This window comes from Sphaerimonospora mesophila (genome assembly GCF_001417795.1).
Taxonomy (GTDB): Bacteria; Actinomycetota; Actinomycetes; order Streptosporangiales; family Streptosporangiaceae; genus Sphaerimonospora; species Sphaerimonospora mesophila.
The window spans coordinates 145,870-168,725 of sequence record NZ_BCBX01000042.1 but is presented as its reverse complement, the minus strand read 5'-3'; the positions used below and the strand labels follow the sequence as shown (position 1 = coordinate 168,725).

Genomic DNA, 22,856 nt, shown 5'->3' with positions numbered 1-22,856 from the left:
GCAGAAAGCCTCGATATACGATATTGCTCGCGAATCACCTGAGGAGGGTCGTGAATCTGGTCGAACAGGGGGACGGGTTCGCCAAGTTCTGGCGGGAGCGGCATCTGTGCACGCTCGCCACGGCGCGTCCCGGCGGGCCGCCGCACGTGGTGCCGGTGGGCGCGACCTTGGATCTGGCGACCGGCATCGCCCGGGTGATCACTTCGGGGACCTCGTACAAGGCCCGGCTCATCGGCGCGGGCGGCGCGCTGGTGGCGCTGTGCCAGGTGGACGGCCGCCGGTGGTCGACGCTGGAGGGCCGGGCCGTGCTGCGGACCGAGCCGGAGCAGGTGGCCGACGCCGAGCGCCGCTACGCCGTACGCTACAAGCCGCCTCGCCCGAACCCGTCCAGGGTGGTAGTGGAGATCACGGTGACGCGCGTGCTGGGCAACGTTTGATCACCGTAGTCGGCATCGGCGCGGACGGCTGGGACGGACTGCCGGCCGAGTCGCGGCTGGTGGTGGAGGCGGCGGAGGTGCTCATGGGCGGCGCCCGGCAGCTCGACCTCGTCCCCGCGTCGGCCGCGGAGCGGGTGGCCTGGCCGTCGCCGCTGCTCCCCGCGCTGCCGAAGATCATCGAGACGTACGCGGGCCGCGAGGTGTGCGTGCTGGCCAGCGGCGATCCGATGTTCTACGGCATCGGCTCCACGCTGGTGCGGCTGCTGGGCGCGGCCCGGGTCAGGGTGCTGCCGCATCTGTCGTCGTTGTCGCTGGCATGCGCCCGGCTCGGCTGGCCGGTCGAGGAGGTCGACGTGATCAGCCTCGTGGGCCGTCCGCCCGCGACGCTGAACGCCGCCCTGCTGCCCGGAAGGCGGATCATCGTGCTCGGCGCGGGCCGCGGCTCGCCGTCCCTGGTCGCCCGATCGCTGGTCGAGCGGGGGTACGGGCCCAGCACGATGACGGTGCTGTCGGATCTGGGCGCGGCCTCGGAGCGCATGGTGCGGGGCCGGGCGGACGACTGGGCGGCGCAGGCGCCCTCGGCGCTGAACGTGATCGCCGTCGAGTGTGTAGCGGAGCCCGACGCCGAGCCGCTGGCACGCGTTCCGGGGCTGCCGGACTCGGCGTTCGAGCACGACGGACAGCTCACGAAGCGCGAGGTGCGCGCGGTCAGCCTGTCGCGGCTCGCGCCGCTGCCGGGAGATCTGCTGTGGGACGTGGGTGCGGGGGCGGGCAGCATCGCCATCGAGTGGATGCGCAGCCACCCCTCGTGCGCGGCCGTGGCGATCGAGCGCAGGGCCGACCGCGCCGCCGCCGTCCGGCGGAACGCCGACCGCCTGGGCGTGCCGTCGCTGCGCGTCGTGGAGGGGAGGGCGCCCGCGGCGCTCGACGGCCTGCCCGCGCCGGACGCGGTGTTCGTCGGCGGCGGCGCCGCCACACCCGGCCTGCTGGAACGCTGTTGGGCGGCGCTGCGGCCCGGCGGCCGGCTCGTGGTCAACGCCGTCACCATGGAGTCGGAGTCCGTGATGGGCGAGTGGTACGGCCGGCTCGGCGGCGACCTGGTCAGGTTGTCCGTGCAGCGGGCCTCGCCCGTGGGCGCCTTCACCGGATGGCGGGCCGCGATGCCGGTGACCGTGTGGTCGGTCACCAGGAAGGATGTGCCGTGACCGTCTACTTCATCGGGGCGGGCCCCGGGGCCGCCGATCTGATCACGCTGCGCGGCCTGCGGCGGCTCCAGACCTCGCCCGTGTGCCTGTATGCGGGCTCGCTGGTGCCGCGCGAGCTGCTGGAGTCGTGCCCGGCGGACGCGCGGCTGGTCGACACGGCGAACCTGACGCTCGACGAGATCGTGGCGGAGCTGCTCGCCGCGCATCGGGCCGGGCTGGACGTGGCGCGGCTGCACTCGGGAGACCCGTCGGTGTTCAGCGCGGTGGCCGAGCAGATGCGCCGGCTGGACGCGCTGGACGTGCCGTACGAGGTGGTGCCCGGGGTGCCCGCTTTCGCGGCGGCCGCCGCCTCCCTGGGCCGGGAGCTCACCGTGCCCGGCGTCGGCCAGACGATCATCCTTACCCGCACGTCGGCCCGGGCGACACCGATGCCTGACGGCGAGGACCTGGCCACGCTGGGCGCGAGCGGGGCCACGATGGTGCTGCATCTGGCCGTGCAGCGGATCGACGCCGTGGTGGCCGAGCTGTTGCCGTCGTATGGCCCAGACTGCCCGGTCGCCGTGGTCGCGCGGGCGAGCAGGGCGGACGAGGTGATCCTGCGCGGCACGCTGGCGGACATCGCGGAGCAGGTGCACGAGGCCGGGATCCGGCGTACGGCGGTGATCGTCGTCGGGCGGGTGCTGACGGCGTCGCAGTTCCCCGACAGCCACCTCTACAGCGTGGACCGGGTCAGGCCGTGAGACGGGTCCTCATCCTGGGCGGTACGGCCGAGGCGCGGGCGCTCGCCGCCGAGCTGGCCGCCGATCCGGACATGCGGGTGGTGTCGTCGCTCGCCGGACGGGTGACCGATCCGCGGCTTCCCGCCGGGCGGGTGCGGATGGGCGGGTTCGGTGGCCCGGACGGGCTGGCCGCCTGGCTGGCGGCCGAGCGCATCGACGCGATGGTGGACGCCACCCACCCGTTCGCGGCGCGGATGACGGCGTCGGCGGCCGAGGCCGCGGCCAGGACCGGAGTGCCGCTGCTGATCCTGCGCCGGCCGGGCTGGCGGGAAGGGCCCGGCGACGTCTGGCAGCGGGTCGCCTCCCTGCCCGAGGCGGCGGCCCGGCTGCACGGGATGGCACGACAGCACGGGCCGGCCCGGGTGTTCCTCACCACCGGGCGGCGCAGCCTGCCGATCTTCACCGGGCTGGCCGGGGTGTGGCTGCTGGCCAGGTCGGTCGATCCGCCCGAACCACCGGTGCCGGACAACGTGCACGTGCTGCTCGATCGCGGGCCGTACACGGTGGAGGGCGAGCTGGCCCTCATCCGGGAGCACCGCCTGGACGTGCTGGTCACCAAGGACAGCGGTGGCCGGATGACCACCGCCAAGCTGGTCGCGGCCCGCGAGCTCGGACTTCCGGTGATCATGGTGGACCGGCCGCCCCTGCCGACCGGCGTCCGTACGGTTGAGACGGTCGGCGCGGCCGTCACCTGGGTCGGCGGCTGACGCGCTCCCCGACCTGGGGGCCGGAGCTCCGCGGACGGGTCAGGGGTAGCGGCGCGGGGTGTAGACGCCGCCGTCGCCGGTCACCCGGGTGGTCGAGGAGCCGATGATCAGCAGGCAGCGCATGTCGACCTGGGCGGGGTCGAGCTCGCCCAGTGTGGTGACGGTGACGCTCTCCTCGTCGCCGCCGACGTCGCGCCCGATCACCACGGGGGTGGCGGCGTCGCGATGCTCCAGCAGCAGGTCCCGGGCGGCGGCGAGCTGCCAGGTGCGGCTGCGCGAGGCCGGGTTGTAGAGCGCGAGGACCAGGTCGGCCCGCGCCGCGGCGGTCAGCCGGTCCGCCACCACCTCCCACGGCTTGAGCAGGTCCGACAGCGACAGCACGCAGTAGTCGTGGCCGAGCGGCGCGCCGACCCGGCCGGCCACCGCCTGCGCCGCGGTCAGTCCGGGGACGATCCGCACCGGCACGTCGGGGAAGTCGGCCGCCGCCTCCAGCACGGCGCTGGCCATGGCGAACACCCCGGGATCGCCGGAGGACACCACGGCCACCCGCGCTCCTTCGCGGGCCAGCTCCAGCGCGTGCCTGGCACGCTCCGCCTCGGCCCGGTTGTCGGTGCGGTGGCGGCGCTGGCGCGGGTTCGGCGCGACCCGGTCCACGTACGGGCCGTACCCGACCAGGTCGGTGGCGGCCGCCAGGGCCTCCTGCGCCTCGGGGGTGAGCCAGGGGCGACCGGCGGGGCCGAGCCCCACCACGGACACCTCGCCGGCGGATGCGACGGAGGCGGGCTCGGGCGCGAACGTGCGCTCGGCCGATCGGTCGGCAATGGGGCTGGCGAGCAGGGCCAGCGAGAAGTAGGGCACCTCGCCGGGGTCGACGTCCTTGAGCGGCGCGACCCGTTCCGCGTCCGTGGTGGCGCGCTCGACGTACCATGCGTCGTCCAGCCGCCCGGCCTCGGCGAGGGCGTCGCGGACCTTGGCGAACGTCCTGCCCAGCTTGAGCACGGCGGCCGAGTCGGTGCCGCGCAGCCGTTCGGCGAGTTCCTCGGCGGACAGCGTGCCGGGCAGCACGGTGAGCACCTCGTCCCGCTCGACCAGCGGACGGCCCAGCACGGCCGAGGCGGCGCTGACGGAGGTCACGCCGGGCACCACCTCCGTCGGGTAGCGCTGCGCGAGCCGCTTGTGCATGTGCATGTACGACCCGTAGAACAGCGGGTCGCCCTCGCTCAGCACCACCACGGTCCGGCCCGCGTCCAGATGCGCGGCCAGCCGCTCGGCGCAGTCGGCGTAGAAGTCGTCGAGCGCGCCCTGGTAGCCGCCGGGATGGTCGGTGGTCTCCGTGGTCAGCGGGTAGAGGAGCAGCTCCTCGATCTGGCCCTCGCGCATGTACGGCAGCGCGATGGAACGCGCGATGCTGCGGCCGTGCCTGGCGGCGTGGTAGGCGATCACGTCGGCCTCGCCGATCAGCCGGGCCGTCTTGACCGTGACCAGCTCGGGGTCCCCCGGGCCGAGTCCCACCCCGTACAGCCGTCCTGTCATCGCGATCACTCCGTCTCGCTGGCGATGGCGTTGACCGCCGCCGCCGTCATCGCACTGCCGCCGCGACGGCCGTGCACCACCAGATACTCGAGGCCGCTGTCCGCCAGCGCCTGCTTGGACTCCGCCGCACCGATGAAGCCGACCGGGATGCCGAGCACCGCCGCCGGCCTGGCGGCCCCTTCCTCGACCAGTTCGAGCAGCCGGAACAGGGCGGTCGGCGCGTTGCCGATCGCGACCACGGCGCCGCCGAGGCGGTCGCGCCACAGTTCGAGCGCGGCGGCGCTGCGGGTGGTGCCGAGCCGTTCGGCGAGTTCGGGTACGGCGGGGTCGCCGAGCGTGCACACCACGTCGTTGCCGGCGGGCAGCCTGCGCCTGGTCACGCCGGACGCGACCATCATGGCGTCGCACAGCACGGGTGCGCCGCGGCGGAGCGCTTCGCGGGCGTGGGCGACCACGGAGGGCGACCAGCCGAGGTCGGCCACGAGGTCGGTCATCCCGCAGGCGTGGATCATCCGTACCGCCACCTGGGCCACGTCGGGCGGCATCCCGGTGAGGTCGGTCTCGGCGCGGATGGTCGCGAACGAGCGGCGGTAGATCTCGGCGCCGTCGCGAATGTAGTCGGTCACTGCCGCCCCTCCCGGTAGCCGTCGGCTGTGGCGATCATCTGGACGACCCGGCCGCGCGGCAGCCCGCAGCGTCGCGCGCATCCGGCCCAGTGAACGGGTGTGTCCGTGGCCCGGTCCAGGCCGGCCACCCAGCGTCGTGCGTCGGCCTGGACGTCCGCCAGCGACTTGGCGCAGCCGGGACGTCCGGTGCATGCGGTGACGCCCGCCCACGGCGAGTCCGGATCGGTGACGAGCCCGGCGGCGTCGAGCGCTTCGGCCGCGCGGTCCGCTTCGGCCGGGGACAGATCCGGCACCACGACGGTACGCCAGGGGGTCAGCCGTACGTCGTCGCCGACGTCGGCGAGCGCCCGGGCCTGGGCGGCCGACAGCCTGCCGAGCGGCACCAGGGCTTCGAGGGCCACCCGGCCGTCGCGCTGCGCGTGGCGTCCGGCGCGGCGGAGTCCCCGCGGCCGCCGCACCTCGAAATCCGGGCTCACCTCGAATCCCGGGCTCACCTCGAATCCCGGGCTCACCTCGAATCCCGGGCTCACCTCGAATCCCGGGCTCACCTCGAATCCCGGGCTCACCTCGAATCCCGGGCTCACCTCGGAATCCGAGGTGGCGGGGGCCCCGAGCCCGGCCACGGCGTCGACCAGGCGGGCGGCGACGCGCGCCGGCCCGTTCTCCAGTTCGCGGATCCGCCACGCACCGGTGCTCGCCGGCGTACCGCCGTCGGCCGACATGTCGCAGTCCGCCCGCGTGGCGCCGCGCGCCTCGGCCTGCGCGGCCCGCTCGTCGAGGAACGCCTCCGCAGCGGAGATCATGAGCGAGGCCGCGGATTCGGGACGCGTGGTCAGCCCGCTGTCGGAACCCGCCAGCAGCAACCGCGCCCCGGTCCGGTGCTCGGCCGCGAGCGTGACGTCGGCGCCGAGCCCGGCGACGTCTCCGGTGCCGTCGTCGAACGCGAACAGGAACCGTCCGGGAAGCTCGGCCAGCCGAGGGCGAGCGCACAGTTCCCGATCCAGCGCCTCGACCAGCGGCCGGGTGGCGAGCAGGCCGGCGTGGCCGCGCCCGCCGAGCGGCGAGGCGACGATGTTGCGCACCCGCTCGTGCGTGGCCGACGGCAGCAGGCCGGCGGCGGCCATCCGCCCGGCGAAGGCGGCGGGCGCGCGCAGGCCGCGGACCTGGACGTTCGCCCGGGAGGTCAGCTCGATCACCCCCGAGCCCAGCTCCGTGGCGCAGGCGGCCAGCTCGCGCAGCTGCGCGGGGGAGATCACCCCGCCCGGCAGGCGGATCCGGGCCAGCGGGCCGTCGGCCGCCTCGTGCACCTGGAGCGCTCCCGGACAGGCGTCCGAGCGCTCACGTCCGGAAAAGTCGCTTATCGACACGGTGAGGATGGTAGCGCCAGTTATTTCGGAGGCTTTTGTGTCGTAGGCTCCTCGGTAGGCGATGGCAATGGGAGGAAGCCGGTGTGAAACCGGCGCGGTCCCGCCACTGTGACCGGGGAGCGAACCCCACCGCAGGCCACTGCCCGGCGACGGGTGGGAAGGCCGGGGGGAGCGTCGATCCGGGAGCCAGGAGACTCCTGCCGTCGTGACACCCGCGACCGGGGCGAGGACCCCGAGGGAGGATTGCGTCGTGCCAGGCGACAGCCGTACCGTCCTGCTGCTCTCGACTTCCGACACCGACCTGCTGAGCGCCCGTGCCAGTGGCGCGGCCTATCGCCTGGGCAACCCCGCCCGGCTCGGGGTGGACGACCTGCCCGATCTCGTGACGGACGCCGACCTGGTGGTGGTGCGCCTGCTGGGCGGACGGCGGGCCTGGGAGAAGGGGCTCGACGCGCTGCTGGCCGGCCCCCGCCCCGTTGTGGTGCTGGGCGGCGAACAGGCGCCGGACGCCGAGCTGATGGAGCTCTCCACGGTCAGCGCCGGGGTCTGCGCCGAGGCGCACGCCTACCTGGCACAGGGCGGGCCGGCCAACCTGGCGGAACTGCACGCGTTCCTGTCCGACACGGTCCTGCTGACCGGCGAGGGGTTCGCACCGCCCGCGCCGGCCCCCTCGTGGGGGCGGCTGGAGCGCCCGGCCGGTTCGCGGAGCGGGCCGGTGGTGGGCGTGCTCTACTACCGCGCGCATCACATGGCGGGCAACACCGCCTTCGTGGAGACGCTCTGCACCGCCATCGAGGACGCGGGCGGGCAGGCGCTGCCGGTCTTCTGCTCGTCGTTGCGCACCGCGGAGCCCGAGCTGCTCGACACGCTGCGCGCCGCCGACGCGCTGGTGGTGACCGTGCTGGCGGCGGGCGGCTCCCGGCCGGCCACCGCCGGGGCCGGCGGCGACGACGAGGCGTGGGACGTGGGCGCGCTGGCCGAGTTGGACGTGCCGATCCTGCAAGGGCTCTGCCTGACCACGAGCAGGCAGGCGTGGGAGGAGAACGACGACGGGCTGTCGCCGTTGGACGCGGCCTCGCAGGTGGCGATCCCCGAGTTCGACGGCCGGATCATCACCGTGCCGTTCTCGTTCAAGGAGATCGACGAGGACGGGCTGACCGTCTACGCCGCCGACGCCGAGCGGGCCGCCCGGGTGGCGGGCATCGCCGTACGGCACGGCCTGCTGCGGCACACCCCGCCGGCCGAGCGGCGGTTGGTCGTGATGCTGTCGGCGTACCCGACCAAGCACTCCCGGATCGGCAACGCCGTCGGGCTGGACACGCCCGCGAGCGCCGTACGGCTGCTGGCCCGGCTCGCCGAGGCGGGCTACGACCTGGGCGAGGGGTTTCCCGGCGTGGCCGAACAGGACGGCGACGCGCTCATCCACGCCCTGATCGCGGCCGGCGGCCAGGACCCCGACTGGCTGACCGAGGAGCAGCTGGCGGGCAATCCGGTACGGATCTCCGCCGCCTCCTACGAGCGGTGGTACCGCACCCTGCCCGAGGACCTGCGCGCGGACATGGAGCGGCACTGGGGGCCGCCCCCCGGCGAGCTGTTCGTGCACGACGGCGACATCGTGCTGGCCGCGCTCCGGGCCGGGAACGTGGTGGTGATGGTGCAGCCGCCGCGTGGCTTCGGCGAGAACCCGATCGCCGTCTACCACGACCCCGATCTGCCGCCCAGCCACCACTACCTGGCCGCCTACCGCTGGCTGGCAACGGGGGGAGGGCCCCTCGGAGAGGGGGGTGGGGAGGGCACCGGGTTCGGCGCGCACGCGATCGTGCACGTGGGCAAGCACGGCAACCTGGAATGGCTGCCGGGCAAGTCGGCGGGCATGTCCGCCTCCTGCGGCACCGACGCCGCCATCGGCGACCTGCCGCTGATCTATCCGTTCCTGGTCAACGACCCGGGCGAGGGCACGCAGGCCAAGCGGCGGGCACACGCCGTGCTGGTCGACCACCTGGTGCCGCCGATGGCGCGTGCCGACACCTACGGCGACATCGCGCGGCTGGAGCAGCTCCTGGACGAGCATGCCTCCATCGCGGCCATGGACCCGGCCAAGCTCCCCGCGATCCGGGCGCAGATCTGGACGCTGATCCAGGCCGCCCGGCTCGACCACGACCTCGGGCTGGCGGACCGGCCGCACGACAGCGAGTTCGACGACTTCATCCTGCACGTGGACGGCTGGCTGTGCGAGGTGAAGGACGCCCAGATCCGCGACGGCCTGCACGTGCTCGGCCAGGCGCCCACGGGTCAGGACCGGGTGAACCTGGTGCTGGCGATGCTGCGGGCCAGGCAGATGTGGTCGGGCCGGGAGACCCTGCCCGGGCTGCGTGAGGCGCTCGGCCTGGCCGAGGACGGCACGGCGCGGCTGTCGGCCGTCGACCGGGCCGAGACGGTCGCCCGCGACCTGGTGGAGGGCATGGAGGAGCGCGGCTGGGCGGTGGAGGCGGCGGCCGAGGTCGCCCGCGCCGTCCTCGCGGAGCGGTTCCCCCGGGAGAGCGCCCAAGGGCTCCCCGGGGAGGGCGCCGAACTCGCGGGAGGGTCCCCCCGGGAGGGCGCCGAGCTCGTCACGCGGATCCTCACCTTCGCCGCCACCGAGATGGTGCCGCGCCTGGCGCGCACCACCGACGAGCTCGACCACGTGCTGCACGCCCTGGACGGCGGGTACGTGCCCGCGGGGCCGAGCGGCTCACCGCTGCGCGGCCTGGTCAACGTGCTGCCGACCGGCCGCAACTTCTACTCCGTCGATCCCCGCGCGGTGCCGAGCCGGCTGGCCTGGGAGACCGGCCAGGCGATGGCCGACTCGCTGCTGGCGCGCTACCGCGCGGACACCGGCGAGTGGCCGCGCTCGGTGGGGCTGTCCATCTGGGGCACCAGCGCCATGCGCACGGCGGGCGACGACGTGGCCGAGGTGCTCGCGCTACTCGGCATCCGCCCCGAGTGGGACGAGGCGTCGCGCCGCGTGACACGCCTTGAGCCGATCGACCTCGGCGAGCTCGGCCGGCCGAGAATCGACGTGACGGTCCGCATCAGCGGCTTCTTCCGCGATGCCTTTCCGCACGTGGTCACCATGCTCGACGACGCCGTACGGCTGGCCGCCGCCCTGGACGAGCCGCACGGGGACAACTACGTGCGGGCCCACGTCGCCGAGACGGGCGGCGACGAGCGCCGGGCGACGATGCGCGTCTTCGGCTCGGCGCCCGGCGCGTACGGAGCCGGGCTGCTGCCGCTCATCGACAGCCGCAACTGGCACGACGACGCCGACCTCGCCGAGGTGTACGCCGTGTGGGGCGGCTTCGCCTACGGCCGCGACCTCGACGGTGTGGCCGCGCGGCCACAGATGGAGGACGCCTACCGCAGGATCGCCGTGGCGGCCAAGAACGTCGACACGCGCGAGCACGACATCGCCGACTCCGACGACTACTTCCAGTACCACGGCGGCATGATCGCCACCGTACGCGCGCTCACGGGGCGGGCGCCCGCCGCGTACGTCGGCGACAGCACCCGGCCGGACGCGGTCCGCACCCGGACGCTGTCGGAGGAGACCTCGCGGATCTTCCGCGCTCGCGTGGTCAACCCGCGGTGGCTCGCGGCGATGCGGCGGCACGGCTACAAGGGCGCCTTCGAGCTGGCCGCCACCGTCGACTACCTGTTCGGTTACGACGCCACGACGGGCGTGATGGCCGACTGGATGTACGACAAGCTGGCCGAGACGTACGTGCTCGACCCCGAGAACCAGGAGTTCATGCAGCGGTCGAACCCGTGGGCGCTGCACGGCATGGCCGAACGGCTGCTGGAGGCGGCGGAACGCGGCATGTGGGAGCACCCCGACCCGGAGATCCTGAACGGGCTCCGCGAGACCTACCTCAAGACCGAGGGCGATCTGGAGGACGACACCAGCCGCTGAGCCAGCTCGGGCCTGCCGGCCCAGTGCAGGTGCAGGTACGACGCGGTCAGCAGGGCGTCGCCGAAACCATCGCTGGAACCATCGGCGCCGCCGCCCGCCCAGCGGAACAGCGGCGCGTGGTCGTAGTCGGCGGCGGTCCGGTGGAACTCGTGGCCACGGAACCGTTCGCCCGCCCTCGTCAGCAGCGACGGCCGCAACGCGACGGCCTCCCGATATCCGAGGGTCAGCCTGGACGTCATCCGGGCGCGGGCCGGCACGCGCCCGCACATCCGCTGCCCGTCCAGCTCCTCGCACAGGTAGAGCAGCCCGGCGCACTCCGCTGCGACCGGCCCGGCGAAGGCCGCCACCTGTTCGCGCAGCGGCTCGTTGGCGGCCAGCTCGGCGGCGTACATCTCGGGGAATCCGCCGCCCAGCACGAGGGCGGCGGTGCCGTCCGGCAGCCGCTCGTCCCGCAGCGGGTCGAACACCGCGACGTCGGCGCCCGCCGCCCGCAGCAGCTCGACGTGCTCGGCGTAGCCGAACGTGAACGCGGCCCCGCCCGCGACCGCCACCACCGGACGATGTGGGAACGTCCCGGGCGGCGGCGCCCAGGGGGAGGCGTCCAGCGGGGGAGCCGAGCCGGCGAGGCGCAGCAGCGCGTCGAGATCGCACGAGCCGGCCACCAGCGCGGCCAGCCGGTCCACCGAGGCCACGGCCTCGGCCCGCCGCTCGGCCGCCGGCACCAGCCCCAGATGCCGCGACGGCGTGACCACGGCGTCGTCGCGGCGGATCGCCCCCAGCACCGGCACGCCGGCCGCCTCCAGCGCGGCCCGGCACAGCTCCCCGTGCCGGGGCGAGCCGACCCGGTTCAGCACCACTCCGGCCACCCGCACCCGCGGATCGAACGTGACGAATCCGTGCACCACGGCCGCCACCGACCGGCTCTGCCGCGCCGCGTCCACGACCAGCACCACCGGCGCTCCGAGCAGCCTCGCCACGTGCGCGGTCGAGGCGAAGTCGGTGTCGGCTCTGCCGTCGAACAGGCCCATCACGCCCTCGACCACGGCCACGTCGCAGCCCGCCGCGCCGTGCAGGAACAGCGGCGCGACGAGTTCCTCTCCCACGAGCCACGGGTCGAGGTTGCGCCCGGGACGCCCGGCCGCCAGCGCGTGGTAGCCCGGGTCGATGTAGTCCGGCCCCACCTTGTGCGGCGAGACCCGCAGCCCGCGCGCCCGCAGTGCCGCCATGAGCCCCGTGGCCACCGTCGTCTTGCCGCTGCCCGACGACGGCGCCGCGACGACGAGCCGGGGGACTACCACTCGATGCCTCTCTGTCCTTTCTGGCCGGCGTCCATGGGATGGCGAACCTTGCCCATCTCCGTCACCAGATCGGCCGCCTCGATCAGGCGCTCGGGCGCGTTCCTGCCGGTGATCACCACGTGCTGGCCGCCCGGCCGTGCGGTGAGCGCCGCCAGCACGTCGTCCAGGTCCAGCCAGCCCCACTTCAGCGGGTAGGTGAACTCGTCCAGCACGTAGAACCGGTACGTCTCGGCCGCCAGATCACGCTTGATCTGCTCCCACCCCTCGCGGGCGTCGGCCGCGTGGTCCTCCTCCGTGCCCGGCCGCTGGATCCACGACCAGCCCTCGCCCATCTTGTGCCAGGCCACCGAGCCGCCTTCGCCGGAGTCGCCGAGCACACGCAGCGCCCGTTCCTCGCCGACGCGCCACTTGGCCGACTTCACGAACTGGAACACCCCCACCGGCCAGCCCTGGTTCCACGCCCGCAGCGCCATCCCGAAAGCCGCCGTCGACTTTCCCTTGCCCGGGCCGGTGTGAACGATCAGCAGTGGTCTGGTACGGCGCTGGCGGGTGGTGAGCCCGTCGTCGGGCACCATGGCGGGTTTTCCCTGCGGCATGATCAGACAGCCTTCCTGTAGTCGCGGACGACCGAACCGAGGTCGGCCAGGGCGTCGAGGGAGACGAGCCGGGCACGCAACCGCGCCGCCAGGCGGACCGCCAGGCCGAGCCGTACCGGCCCGCTCTCGCAGTCCACGACCACCGCCGCCGTGCCCTCGAGCAGGGCGGCGGCCCGGTCCACCTCGCCGCCCGCCGTCGCGCGCCCGTCGGTCACCAGCACCAGCAGCGGACGCCTGGCCGGATCGCGCAGCCGCTCCACCCGCAGCACCTCGGCCGCGCGGGTCAGCCCCGCCGCCAGCGGCGTACGCCCGCCGGTGGGCAGCGAGCGCAACCGCGCGGCGCCCGCCTCGACCGACGAGGTCGGCGGCAGCGCCACCCGCGCGTCCGCACCCCGGAAGGTGACCAGCCCGACCTTGTCCCGCCGCTGATAAGCATCGAGCAGCAGGCTCAGCACCGCCGTCTTGACCGCGCTCATCCGCCTGCGCGCGGCCATCGAACCGCTGGCGTCCACCACGAACAGCACGAGGTTGCCCTCGCGGCCCTCGCGCACCACCTCGCGCAGGTCGTCTCCGTGCAGCACCAGCCCGGGGCCGCGTCGCCCGCGCTCCCGTTGGCGGGGCGCCGCCGCCAGCAGCGTCGCCGCCACGTGCAGGTCGCGCACCTGGCCGGTCGGACGGCGCGCGCCGGTGCTCCGTCCGTGCCGGGTCCGTGAGCGCGACCGCCGGCCGGCCGACCCCTCGCCGATCCCCGGCACCCGCAGGAGCGGCACCCGGTGGGGCGCCGCCACCTCGGCGACGTGGCCGGCCGCCTGCGGCCCGGCCTCCGGCGTCCCCGCCGCGTTTTCGCCTGCCGCGTCCTGGCCCGTGCCGTCGGCCGTCTCCGGCCGGTCGGCGGCAGCAGGTCGCTCCGGCGCCGTCGCCCGCTCCGCCTCGGCCGGACCGCGGTGTGCCGGTGGCCGCGCGTCCTCTGCCGACGGCGGCGTGCCTGGCGGGCGGGAGTCCCGTCCCGGCCCACCATCGTCGGGACCCCCGTCCTCGGGGCCGTTTCCGCGGGGGTCGTCGTCGTCCGAGGTACGGTCGAGCAGCTCGTCGAGCAGTTGCTCGTCGAGCCCCGGCGCGTCGAACGGGTCGCGCCGCCTGCGGTGCGGCAGTGACAGCCGGGCCGCGGCGCGTACGTCCTCGGTGGTCACCGCGTCGCGCCCCTGCCAGGCGGCGTGGGCGATGGCCGCGTTCGCGGTCACCAGGTCGGCCCGCAGGCCGTCCACCTCGAACGCCGCGCACACCGTGGCGATCTGCCGCAGCCGCGCGTCCGGCAGCCGTACCTCCGGCACCAGGGCCCGGGCGACGGCGATCCGGGCGGCCAGAGCCGACTCCTCCCGCTCCCACCGGGCCGCGAACGCCTCGGCGTCGGCGTCGAAGGCCAGCCGGCGCCGCACCACCTCGGCCCGCTCGGCGGGATCACGTGACGCTCTGACCTCGACGGTCAGCCCGAACCTGTCCAGGAGCTGCGGACGCAGCTCTCCCTCCTCCGGGTTCATGGTGCCCACCAGCAGGAACCGGGCGGCGTGGCGCACCGACACCGACTCTCGCTCCACGTAGCAGGTGCCCAGCGCGGCCGCGTCGAGCAGCAGGTCCACGAGATGGTCGTGCAGCAGGTTGACCTCGTCCACGTACAGCACGCCGCGGTGGGCGGCCGCCAGCAGACCCGGCTCGAACGCCTTGACCCCCTCCGTCAGCGCCCGCTCCACGTCGAGCGAACCGACGAGGCGGTCCTCCGAGGCGCCGACCGGCAGCTCCACCAGGGCGGCCGTGCGGGTCACGCCCTCGGTGCCGGGCTCGTGCGGGCCGTCGGGGCACCGCGGATCGGGCGCGTCGGGATCGCAGGCGAACCGGCAGCCGGGCACCACGTCGACCGCCGGCAGCTGGGCCGCGAGCGCGCGCACGATCGTGGATTTCGCCGTGCCCTTCTCCCCGCGCACCAGCACGCCGCCCACCCGGGGCGAGACCGCGTTGAGCACCAGCGCCAGCTTCAGGTCGTCGAGCCCGACCACCGCGCTGAACGGATACGTGACGATCAAATCGGAACCTTCCGGTTGACATATGCGACGCGCCAGCCGTCCCGGGTGACGGTCAGCTCGGTGGTGGACAGGGGAGCCAGGTCGAAGCGGGTGGCGCTGAGCGGGTCCAGCCCCAGGGCATGGCCCAGCGCCGCCCGGATGGCGCCGGCGCCGCAGACGGCGACTGCCTCGGGCTCGTCTCGCATCGCGTCGAGCCAGCCCGCGACCCTGGCCGCGTGTGCGGTCAGGGTCTCGCCGCCGTGCGGGGCCGCGTCGGGGTCGGCCAGCCAGCGCGCCAGCGCCTCCGGCTCCTCCCGCACGACCCGCTCGTAGGGGAGGCCGCGCCACCGGCCGCAGTCCGCCTCCCCGAGGGCCGGCGCCTCGCGGGCCGCCAGCCCCATGGCGCGGACGGTCTGCCGTACGGCCCTGCCGGGGGCGGCCCAGACCGTCGGAGCCTCGACGAATCCCGTCAACGCGGCGGCCTTCGCCAGGCTCGCCGCGTCGGCGTTCTCGTCGCCGGGGAAGCAGACGGTCCGCATCCCCGGCGTGGTGGCATGCCGGACGAACAGCACCTCACACTGCTCAGCCCGATGCCACGGCACTCGCGGGAGCCGCCGTACGCCGCGCCGCCCGGTCACTGATCCAGCCGAACAGCACGCCGAAGGCCGTCCAGAAGACGAGCTGCGTGCCGAGCGAGGTGAGCCTGAACTCCCACAGCAGCGTGGCGGGGAAGCCGTCGGGCACCTCGCTGACCGTGGGCAGCAGCCACCACGCGGCGACCACCGGGACGAGGAAGGCGGCCGCCGTCGCGATCCAGCGGAGCCACGGATCGGAGAGGACACGGCGGGCCGTCGTCACCGCGGCCGCCGTCGCCGCGAGCCCGATGACGATCATCACCACGTAGAGCAGGGTGCGGCTGTTGATCGTAGCGGGATCGCCCACAGCGGGCGGGTTGGCCGGATATTTCACGAAAGGAACGAGGATCATCGCGGTGAACGCCGTCCCGGCCGCGGCCAGCGCCAGCCGTCCGTCGGACCGTGGCCCGACCCGGCCGCGCAGACCGGCGAAGACGAGCGCGAAGACGCCGCCCACGGCCAGTCCGTAGAGCCCGGTGGCCAGGAAGAGCCCGGCCTTCTGCGCGGGCCTGCTGACCTCGGCCTCCTCGCCGTGGCTGTGCCCGGCCTCGGCGACGGGCTCGGACGCCTCGGCCTGTGCGGCCGCCGCCTCTTCGAGGGCGATCGCCGCGTCCACGCGGGGTTCCCCGAAGGCGAAGGCGAAACCGCCCGCGATCAATCCGGCCAGGAGCCCCAGAAGCAGGCCCCTGACCAGCAGGGTGCGTACCACGCCGTCCCCTAGTGGCACGGCACGCCGAGCAGGTGCCGCCCGTCGTGCATCAGTTCGTGCAGGAAGGCGCCCGTCTGGGAGACCGCGCCGTTGTCCATCAGGACCAGGTAGGCCACGAGCAGCAGCACGGGTACGGCCAGAAGCCAGGGGCGGAGCCGGGGTAGGGGAATGATCGAGGGGGTGGACAGCCCGCTCATCTAAGAGCCTCCTCAGGGTGACGCGTCCCATATCGTGAGGTCACGACCGCCAAGCGACCTGGCTCCCGGGATCTGCGTCCCGGATACAGTGGCGCGTCCGCACCGGCATCTCACCGGATTTCCCTCGGACGATCGTGAAATCCATCGAAACGTATCCCGTCCTCCCGTTCGCGTCAATGAGCCCGGTACCTCCTGGGGAAAGTACGCATACGAGATGATGCGGGACGTAAGCGACAGCGGAACGAGGAAGCCGGTGTGAATCCGGCGCGGTCCCGCCACTGCGATCGGCGAGCGAAGCTCGACGCAGACCACTGCCCGGAAGGGTGGGAAGAGCCGCTCCACTCCGCCTCGACCACGCACCTGCTGCCTGCACTACCGCCTGCCCGGAGCCGGGAAGTGCGGCGACCGCGCCCTGATCACCCCTCAAGCGCGCCACGAGCAGTGGGCGCGTGCCGTACGAGAATCTCAAGGAGCCTCATGAGCCACACCCTCGTCGAGGAACAGGGCACCGGCACCCGGCACGTGTGGGAGCTGCCCACCGACGCGCAGACCCTGCTGTCCCCGGTGAAGGACATCTTCGAGAGGCATTGGGAGCACATCTGGTTCGGTGTGATCATCCATGCTTCTGAGGACCCGGCGATCAGGTCCCTCAGAAGCACTCCGGCCCGCAGCCGGCGGATGGGCCTGCCCTCGGCTGTCGCGTGGCCCGGCCGGTGGACAGGAGGAGTGAAACGTTCACCGCCGTTCTGCCGGCCGGCCTTTCGCCCGCTTTCCGAAGCGCCTGTTCGACGGGGATGCCGCGGCGCGAGGTGCGAACAGCGGAAACCGCACCTCGTTGACTCACCCCTCCCTGCCGGGATTGGCTCGCGGCGGTAGCAGATCACCGTCCGTGGACATCGGCGTCCCCGAATCGTCAGCGTCGACACGCCATGTCGCGCCGACGCCGAGTACTCAACCGGTGGTCCACGAGGGCGTGTTTTCGTCGCCCTCGAGAACGACACTCTCGCAGAATGGGAAAACATCCGTGCGACAAGTCAGCTCTTTCCACCGGCGGTTGAGGCTGTCGGCCGCCGCCCTCGCAGCGGTGTTGACGGCCGGCGTCGGTGTGGCCGGTACGCCCGTCGCGTCGGCGGCCGCGGCCGGATGCCAGGTCGACTACACGGTCACCAACCAGTGGCCAGGCGGCTTCGGCGCGAATGTGATCGTCAAGAACCTCGGCGACCCGATCAGCGGCTGGAAGCTGACCTGGTCGTTCTCCTCGGGACAGACCATCACCCAGCTGTGGAACGGCACCTACACCCAGTCCGGCTCCCAGGTCACGGTGACCGACGCCTCCTACAACGGCGGCATCCCCAGCGGAGGCAGCACGAGCTTCGGGTTCAACGGAAGCTGGAACGGCTCCAACCCGGTGCCGGCGAGCTTCGCCCTGAACGGCGTGACCTGCACCGGCGGCGTCACCTCCCCGAGCCCCACCCCGACGCCCACTCCCACCCCGACCCCCACCCCGACTCCGACGCCCACCCCCACCCCCACGCCCTCGCCTTCGCCGAGCGCGCCGGGCGGCACCCCCGTCGAACGGCACGGCCAACTGCACGTCTGCGGCACCACGATGTGCGACAAGAACAACGCGAGGGTCCAGCTGCGCGGCGTGAGCAGCATGTGGCTCAACTGGGAGACCGCCCCCTACGCCGAGAACCTGTCCGCGCTGAAGTGGATGCGGGACAACTGGAACCTTCAGGTGATCAGGGCCGCGATGGGCGTGGAGCCGGCCGGCGCCTATCTGAGCGACCCGAACAAGGCGCGCGCACAGGTCGAGACGATCATCAACAACGCCGTCGCCGCCGGGGTGTACGTGATCGTGGACTTCCACGCGCATGAGGCCCACAAGGAGCAGGCGCAGGCCGTGGCGTTCTTCGCCGACCTGGCCAGGCGCTACGGTCACCTGCCCAACGTCATCTGGGAGGACTGGAACGAGCCGCTGCAGCTCAGCTGGACCGGCGTGCTGAAGCCGTACCACGAGGCGGTCGTGTCCGCGATCCGCGCGGTCGATCCGGACAACATCATCGTGCTGGGCACCCCGACCTGGTCGCAGGACGTCGACACCGCGGCGACCAGTCCCGTCTCCGGCACCAACCTGATGTACACGCTGCACTTCTACTCGTGCACGCACGGCGCCTACCTGCGGGCCAAGGGCGACACGGCGATCAGGGCGGGCCTGCCGCTGTTCGTCACCGAGTGGGGCGCGAGCAACGCCGACGGCGGTCTCGACGGCAGGGTCTGCCTCGACGAGGCGCAGGCCTGGATCGACTGGATGAAGGCGAACAACATCTCCTGGACCGCCTGGAAGCTCGACGTCGGCACCGACTCCACCAACATCCTCGCCCCCGGCGCTCCGGTGACCGGCGGATGGAACAACTACCTGCACGGCCACGCCCCGTTCGTCGTGGCCAACATGAAGTGAGCCGGCGCTCATGAAGTGAGCCGGCGCTCATGAAGTGAGCCGCGTTCCTGAACGCTGCCGGATCGCAGGCCGGACGCGGCCTGCGATCCGGCAGGCCGCATCCGGCCCCGCCGTTGCGGGCGGGGCCGACGGCCCGGGAGCGGGGCATCGGGCGCGTCGCCCGTCTGCCCGTTTGCACCGACCCGAGACGTGCCGCCTGGCGTCGTTCAGTCGGCGGCGCGCCGGGTGCCGGCGGAGGCCATACCGAGCCAGGTGTGGGGGTTTCCTTCCCAGCACCAGCCGAGTTTGGGGGCGTTCTGGCTGATCCAGAGGGCGGGGACCCGGCGGTCGCCGGAGCGGGAGCCGCCGAGGGAGAAGCATTTGTTCTTGACCAGGATCTGGGGGAAGTGGGTGATCAGGGCGATGCCTTCCTCGATGGTGAGCGGGGTGCGTCCCCTGGTGGAGATGGTGTTCATGGCGTCGCTGGGGACGGCGCCGCAGAACTCCTCGCCGCGCTCGATATCGAACAGCAGGTAGCCGCGCTGGTCGGGGAGCGCGACGGCAGGGGTGGCGACGAATCGCTCGATGGCGCCGGGCTCGAAGGAATGATCGACGAATCCGGGTCTGCGTTTTCCGTGCAGGGTGGTGCGCGGCATGGTCTGCTCGATCGCGGCGACCTGGCGGGTGAGCACGAGCAGGAACGGCACCCGGCCGGTCTCCGGATCGCACGTCGTGGGCGCGTAGCGGGTGGCGTGCTCGCGTAGCGGGGTGAGCATCGCGTCGAACCGCGTGGCGTCGAGTCCGGCCATGGCGGGGTAGCCGAGGTCGATCAGGGTGCGGACCTGCCGGTCGAACTCGGTGCCCGGATCGAAGGGCGTCGGCTGGGTCATGAAATCCTCTCGAGGTCACAAGGAGGGGGGCTGTGCTGGAGCGATGCGGGCCAGCGCGCCGATTTCCAGTGCTGTCCACAGGGCACCGTCCGGGCCGAGGGTGATGCCGTGCGGCTCGCTACCGGGTGTGGGCAGGCTGTGTACCGTGATGGTGCCGTCGGCGGTGATGGAGCCGACGCGGCCTGTGCCCCATTCGGTGAACCAGGCGGTGCCGTCGGTGCCGGTGGTGACGGCGTGGGGGCGGGCGGCCCGGTCGGGCAGGGGGAACTCGGTGACCTGGCCATCGGGGGTGATCCGTCCGATCTGGCCGGCGGCGATCTCCACGAACCAGAGGGCGCCGTCTTGGCCCGCTGCGATCCCCACCGGCGCTGCGGCCTCGGTTGGCAACGGGTAGAGGGCGATCACGCCGTCCGTGCCGATCCGTCCAAGGGCGCCTGCCTGGTTCAGGGTGAACCACAGCGCGCCGTCGCCTCCCGCGACGATGGCGGAGGGGAACGCGCCGGCGACCGGGAGCGGGAACTCGGTGACCTGACCATCGGGGGTGATCCGTCCGATGCGGTCGGCGGCGGTCTCGGTGAACCACAGCGCGCCGTCCGGCCCCGGGGCGATGCCGTACGGCCCGCAGTCGGGGGTGGGCAACGCGAACTCGTCGATGACGCCGCCGGTGGTGATCCTCGCGATCCGGTGCGCGTGGTATTCGGTGAACCACAGCGCGCCGTCCGGGCCGGGGACGATGATCGTCGGCCCGCGGCCGGAGTCGAGTTCGTAGCTGGTCGGCTCGGCCCCGGGGACCAGACGGCCGATCCGGCTGCTGTGGACCATGGTGAACCACAGTGCGCCGTCGGGTCCCGTGGTGATCGCGTACGGTCCGGCGTCGCGGTCGGCCACGGCGTACTCTTCGATGGTCACGTTGGTCAAGGGCTCTTCTCCAGTCGGTGTTCGGCGGCGACGCGGGCGATGTCGGCCGGGGTGCCGGCCATGATGGTGCGGGCGTGCTCGGTCACCAGTTCGGTGGGCCAGTCCCACCAGGCGGCCCGCAGCAGTCGTTCGATGTCGGCGTCGTCGAAACGGCGGCGGATGGGCTTGGCCGGGTTTCCGCCGACGATGGTGTACGGCGGGACGTCGGCGGTGACCACGGCGCCGGTCGCGATGATGGCGCCATCCCCGATGGTCACCCCGGGCATGACGGTGGCCTGGTAGCCGAACCAGACGTCGTTGCCGATCACGGTGTCACCGCGGCTGGGCATCCCGGTGACGATGTCGAGGGTGCGTTCGGTCCATTCGCCGCCGAACATGGTGAACGGGAAGGTGGACACGCCCATCGTCGGGTGGTCGGCGCCGGCCATCAGGAAGCGGGTGCCGGAGGCGATGGCGCAGTACTTGCCGATGATCAGCTTCTCCTGCCCGTAGGCGTACAGCACGTTGCGGTGCTCGAAGCCGGTCGCGCCGTCGGGGTCGTCGTAGTAGGTGTACTCGCCCACCTCGATGTTCGGTGAGCTGACCAGCGGTTTGAGGAAGACCACCCGCTCGTGGGCGGGCAGCGGGTGCACGGTCATCGGGTCGGGAATCAACGCGAGGGATCCTTTCGGAGAAAAATCAGGCTCGGAGAAAGGTCAGGCGAGCAGGTCGGCAAGGACGCGGGCGCGGGCGGGCTCGCGCAGCTTGTGCATGCCTTTGGCTTCGATCTGGCGGATGCGTTCCCGGGTCACCCCGAAGTTCCGGCCGATCTCCTCCAGGGTGCGGGGTGTGTCGTCGGCCAGGCCGTACCGCTGGGTGAGGACGGCCGACTCCCGCTCGGTCAGCGTCGCCAGCACCGCTTCCAGGTCGTGGCGGAGCGAGGAGACGGCGACCTCGGCGGCGGGGTCGGGTGCGTCGTCGGCGAGAAGGTCGCCCAACTTGGCGCCGTCCTCGCCGATCGGGGTGTGCAGCGAGACCGGATCGCGGCCGTGCCGCAGCAACTGCTCGACCTTTTGTGGCGTCAGATCGAGCTCGGCCGCCAGTTCCTCGGTGGTGGGCTCGCGGCCCAGTTCCCGCAGCATCGCGTGACGGGCCCGGGTGACCCGGTTGAGGTTTTCGACCACGTGTGCGGGGAGGCGGATCGTGCGGCTCTGGTCGGCCAGTGCGCGGCCGATCGCCTGTTTGATCCACCAGGTGGCGTACGTGGAGAATTTCAGCCCGCGCCGGTGGTCGAACTTCTCTACCGCGCGCATCATCCCGATGGTGCCCTCTTGGATCAGGTCCAGCAGCGGCAGCCCGTCGCCTGTGGCGTACCGCCGGGCGATCGAGACGACCAGCCGCAGGTTGGCCTCGACCATATGGTCTTTGGCGTGGCGGCCGTCGGCGGCCAGCCGTTCCAGCTCGCGCCGCTCGGATGGCCCGTCGCACCCGGCGGCGAGACGCTTCCCGGCGAGTCTGCCGGCCTCGATGCGCCGGCCCAGCTCCACTTCCTGCTCGGCGGTGAGCAGCGGGGTGCGCCCGATCTGCGTGAGGTAGTCCTTCACCGGGTCGATGTCGATGACTCCCTTCGGGTGGCGGGTGGGGCAGGCGGCGAGGTTGGCGGTGGTCAAAAGGGCGTGTCCTTCCGTGGTCACGTCAACCGAGAGATATCGGCTGGTGTGGCCTAAATTTATGGTCAACCTAGAAATATGTCAACTCCAAATTTGGGCTGATCCAAGGTAAGGTGGGTGCGTGAGCACGCAGAAGATGGGACTCAGAGAGCTGAAGAAGCAGCAGACCAGGGAGAACATCTCCCACCAGGCCACCCGGCTGTTCCTGGAACGCGGCTTCGACAAGGTGACGATCGCCGATGTGGCGGAGGCCGCGCAGGTGGCCAAGATGACGGTCACGAACTACTTCCCGCGCAAGGAGGACCTGGTCTTCGATCTGGGCGAGGAGTTCGTGCAGTCGCTGGCCAGGACCGTCCGCCGAAGGGCGCCCGGCGAATCCGCCCTGGCCTCGCTCCGCCGCGCCTACCTGGCCGCGGTCGCCGAGCACGACCCGGTCATCGGCTTCTCCGGCCCCGCGTTCGCCCGGATGATCGATGCCAGCCCGGCCCTGACCGCCCGGCTACGGGAATTCCACGACGAGCGCGAGAAGGCCCTGGCCGACGCGCTCGCCGTGGAGACCGGCGCCAGGCCCGACGACATCCTGCCCCGGGTGGCCGCCGCCCAGCTCGGCGGCGTCCACCGGCTGCTGTTCGACGAGACCCTCCGCCGTACCATCGCGGGGCAGGACGACGCGGAGATCGCGGCGGTTCTCACCCGCTATATCGACGCCGCCTTCGGCCTCCTGGAACCCTCTCTCGGCGGCTACGCCGTCCGCCCCGCCGGGTGACCGCTCAGTGCGGACGGGCGGCGTCAGGTTCACCTGCCCTCTGTGCCGGGCTTGACGGTGACGAACCGCCTCATCATGCCGGAGGTTCCAGGGGCCGG

The 22,856-nt window shown here is 72.9% G+C and carries 21 protein-coding genes, 1 pseudogene and 2 riboswitches; of the genes and pseudogenes, 9 read left to right on the top strand and 13 right to left on the bottom strand.

The annotated features are described in order from the left end of the window. Positions 1–50 precede the first annotated feature (50 nt). From AP234_RS24325 to AP234_RS24310, 4 genes are read left to right on the top strand one after another with little or no spacing between them, the layout of a single operon-like run. A complete protein-coding gene (locus tag AP234_RS24325) occupies positions 51–437 on the top strand; it encodes a pyridoxamine 5'-phosphate oxidase family protein (RefSeq protein ID WP_055482034.1) in 387 nt (128 codons plus the stop codon). After that, positions 434–1,642: a bifunctional cobalt-precorrin-7 (C(5))-methyltransferase/cobalt-precorrin-6B (C(15))-methyltransferase gene (locus AP234_RS24320; protein ID WP_055482033.1), complete on the top strand. Its 1,209-nt coding sequence runs from the start codon at positions 434–436 to the stop codon at positions 1,640–1,642. The genes AP234_RS24325 and AP234_RS24320 overlap by 4 nt, the downstream gene beginning before the upstream one ends. Then, a complete protein-coding gene (gene cobM, locus AP234_RS24315) occupies positions 1,639–2,382 on the top strand; it encodes a precorrin-4 C(11)-methyltransferase (RefSeq protein WP_055482032.1) in 744 nt (247 codons plus the stop codon). Before AP234_RS24320 ends, cobM begins: the two co-directional genes overlap by 4 nt. After that, positions 2,379–3,128: a cobalt-precorrin-6A reductase gene (locus tag AP234_RS24310; protein ID WP_055482031.1), complete on the top strand. Its 750-nt coding sequence runs from the start codon at positions 2,379–2,381 to the stop codon at positions 3,126–3,128. The genes cobM and AP234_RS24310 overlap by 4 nt, the downstream gene beginning before the upstream one ends. A 39-nt stretch (positions 3,129–3,167) precedes the next feature. Here AP234_RS24310 and AP234_RS24305 read toward each other — a convergent pair whose 3' ends face one another. Genes AP234_RS24305 through cobG form a run of 3 tightly spaced genes read right to left on the bottom strand, consistent with a single transcriptional unit; the run spans position 3,168 to position 6,654 of the window. Then, on the bottom strand, positions 3,168–4,661 hold the full coding sequence (locus AP234_RS24305; protein ID WP_055482066.1) for a precorrin-2 C(20)-methyltransferase: 1,494 nt from the start codon (positions 4,659–4,661) through the stop codon (positions 3,168–3,170). A gap of 5 nt (positions 4,662–4,666) precedes the next feature. Next, a complete protein-coding gene (locus tag AP234_RS24300) occupies positions 4,667–5,287 on the bottom strand; it encodes a precorrin-8X methylmutase (RefSeq protein ID WP_055482030.1) in 621 nt (206 codons plus the stop codon). After that, positions 5,284–6,654 (bottom strand): precorrin-3B synthase, encoded by a 1,371-nt coding sequence (gene cobG, locus AP234_RS24295; RefSeq protein WP_055482029.1) that lies wholly within the window; start codon positions 6,652–6,654, stop codon positions 5,284–5,286. Before cobG ends, AP234_RS24300 begins: the two co-directional genes overlap by 4 nt. A 27-nt stretch (positions 6,655–6,681) precedes the next feature. Then, a riboswitch (cobalamin riboswitch) is annotated at positions 6,682–6,873 on the top strand. A gap of 31 nt (positions 6,874–6,904) precedes the next feature. On the opposite strand from cobG, the gene cobN reads away from it, so the two are divergent. Further along, a complete protein-coding gene (cobN, locus tag AP234_RS24290) occupies positions 6,905–10,603 on the top strand; it encodes a cobaltochelatase subunit CobN (protein ID WP_055482028.1) in 3,699 nt (1,232 codons plus the stop codon). On the opposite strand, the gene AP234_RS24285 is transcribed toward cobN, so the two are convergent. From AP234_RS24285 to AP234_RS24260, 6 genes are read right to left on the bottom strand one after another with little or no spacing between them, the layout of a single operon-like run. Then, positions 10,558–11,901, bottom strand: a complete 1,344-nt coding sequence (locus AP234_RS24285) for a cobyrinate a,c-diamide synthase (protein ID WP_055482027.1) — start codon at positions 11,899–11,901, stop codon at positions 10,558–10,560. The genes cobN and AP234_RS24285 overlap by 46 nt on opposite strands. Beyond that, the gene (gene cobO, locus AP234_RS38125) at positions 11,895–12,497 is read right to left on the bottom strand and encodes a cob(I)yrinic acid a,c-diamide adenosyltransferase (protein ID WP_055482026.1); all 603 of its coding nucleotides are present in this window, start codon (positions 12,495–12,497) and stop codon (positions 11,895–11,897) included. Before cobO ends, AP234_RS24285 begins: the two co-directional genes overlap by 7 nt. A gap of 2 nt (positions 12,498–12,499) precedes the next feature. Then, entirely contained in the window at positions 12,500–14,575 is a 2,076-nt protein-coding gene (locus AP234_RS24275) for a putative cobaltochelatase (RefSeq protein WP_152990593.1), read from the bottom strand. Continuing rightward, complete coding sequence (locus AP234_RS24270; RefSeq protein ID WP_235558345.1) at positions 14,572–15,156, bottom strand: histidine phosphatase family protein; 585 nt, start codon at positions 15,154–15,156, stop codon at positions 14,572–14,574. The genes AP234_RS24275 and AP234_RS24270 overlap by 4 nt, the downstream gene beginning before the upstream one ends. Continuing rightward, on the bottom strand, positions 15,137–15,898 hold the full coding sequence (locus AP234_RS24265) for a CbtA family protein (protein ID WP_055482025.1): 762 nt from the start codon (positions 15,896–15,898) through the stop codon (positions 15,137–15,139). The genes AP234_RS24270 and AP234_RS24265 overlap by 20 nt, the downstream gene beginning before the upstream one ends. A gap of 8 nt (positions 15,899–15,906) precedes the next feature. Then, positions 15,907–16,095, bottom strand: coding sequence for a CbtB domain-containing protein (locus AP234_RS24260; RefSeq protein ID WP_083502385.1), 189 nt, complete (start codon positions 16,093–16,095; stop codon positions 15,907–15,909). A 207-nt stretch (positions 16,096–16,302) separates the two neighbouring features. Then, positions 16,303–16,477: riboswitch (cobalamin riboswitch) on the top strand. On the opposite strand from AP234_RS24260, the pseudogene AP234_RS39650 reads away from it, so the two are divergent. From AP234_RS39650 to AP234_RS37380, 3 genes and pseudogenes are all read left to right on the top strand, one after another. Beyond that, positions 16,451–16,576 (top strand): annotated as a pseudogene (locus AP234_RS39650) ((2Fe-2S)-binding protein); the annotation flags it as partial. Its footprint overlaps the riboswitch before it by 27 nt. Further along, positions 16,573–16,971 carry a DUF7676 family protein gene (locus AP234_RS39645; RefSeq protein ID WP_431999076.1) on the top strand — a complete coding sequence of 133 codons (399 nt, stop codon included), beginning with the start codon at positions 16,573–16,575 and terminating at the stop codon, positions 16,969–16,971. The pseudogene AP234_RS39650 and the gene AP234_RS39645, both read left to right, overlap by 4 nt. Positions 16,972–17,119: 148 nt before the next feature. Continuing rightward, positions 17,120–18,556, top strand: a complete 1,437-nt coding sequence (locus tag AP234_RS37380; protein ID WP_160330484.1) for a cellulase family glycosylhydrolase — start codon at positions 17,120–17,122, stop codon at positions 18,554–18,556. 206 nt (positions 18,557–18,762) lie between these two features. Here the strand turns inward: AP234_RS37380 and AP234_RS24245 are convergent, their stop codons facing one another. From AP234_RS24245 to AP234_RS24230, 4 genes are read right to left on the bottom strand one after another with little or no spacing between them, the layout of a single operon-like run. Next, positions 18,763–19,425, bottom strand: a complete 663-nt coding sequence (locus AP234_RS24245; RefSeq protein ID WP_055482022.1) for a DUF5701 family protein — start codon at positions 19,423–19,425, stop codon at positions 18,763–18,765. Between the two features lie 15 nt (positions 19,426–19,440). Beyond that, complete coding sequence (locus AP234_RS24240; protein ID WP_063843078.1) at positions 19,441–20,334, bottom strand: Vgb family protein; 894 nt, start codon at positions 20,332–20,334, stop codon at positions 19,441–19,443. 5 nt (positions 20,335–20,339) lie between these two features. Next, positions 20,340–20,981, bottom strand: a complete 642-nt coding sequence (locus AP234_RS24235; protein ID WP_063843071.1) for a CatB-related O-acetyltransferase — start codon at positions 20,979–20,981, stop codon at positions 20,340–20,342. A 57-nt stretch (positions 20,982–21,038) separates the two neighbouring features. Next, positions 21,039–21,992, bottom strand: a complete 954-nt coding sequence (locus AP234_RS24230) for a sigma-70 family RNA polymerase sigma factor (protein ID WP_055482019.1) — start codon at positions 21,990–21,992, stop codon at positions 21,039–21,041. Between the two features lie 121 nt (positions 21,993–22,113). Between AP234_RS24230 and AP234_RS24225 the strand changes: the two genes are divergently transcribed. Beyond that, on the top strand, positions 22,114–22,758 hold the full coding sequence (locus AP234_RS24225; protein ID WP_055482018.1) for a TetR family transcriptional regulator: 645 nt from the start codon (positions 22,114–22,116) through the stop codon (positions 22,756–22,758). Positions 22,759–22,856 lie beyond the last annotated feature (98 nt).

Coding starts and splice junctions, on each gene's coding strand:
- AP234_RS24245 (WP_055482022.1), bottom strand. CDS start 19,425: ATGACCCAGCCGACGCCCTTCGATCCGGGCACCGAGTTCGACCGGCAG.
- AP234_RS39645 (WP_431999076.1), top strand. CDS start 16,573: ATGAGCCACACCCTCGTCGAGGAACAGGGCACCGGCACCCGGCACGTG.
- AP234_RS24235 (WP_063843071.1), bottom strand. CDS start 20,981: ATGACCGTGCACCCGCTGCCCGCCCACGAGCGGGTGGTCTTCCTCAAA.
- AP234_RS24305 (WP_055482066.1), bottom strand. CDS start 4,661: ATGACAGGACGGCTGTACGGGGTGGGACTCGGCCCGGGGGACCCCGAG.
- cobO (WP_055482026.1), bottom strand. CDS start 12,497: ATGCCGCAGGGAAAACCCGCCATGGTGCCCGACGACGGGCTCACCACC.
- AP234_RS24260 (WP_083502385.1), bottom strand. CDS start 16,095: ATGAGCGGGCTGTCCACCCCCTCGATCATTCCCCTACCCCGGCTCCGC.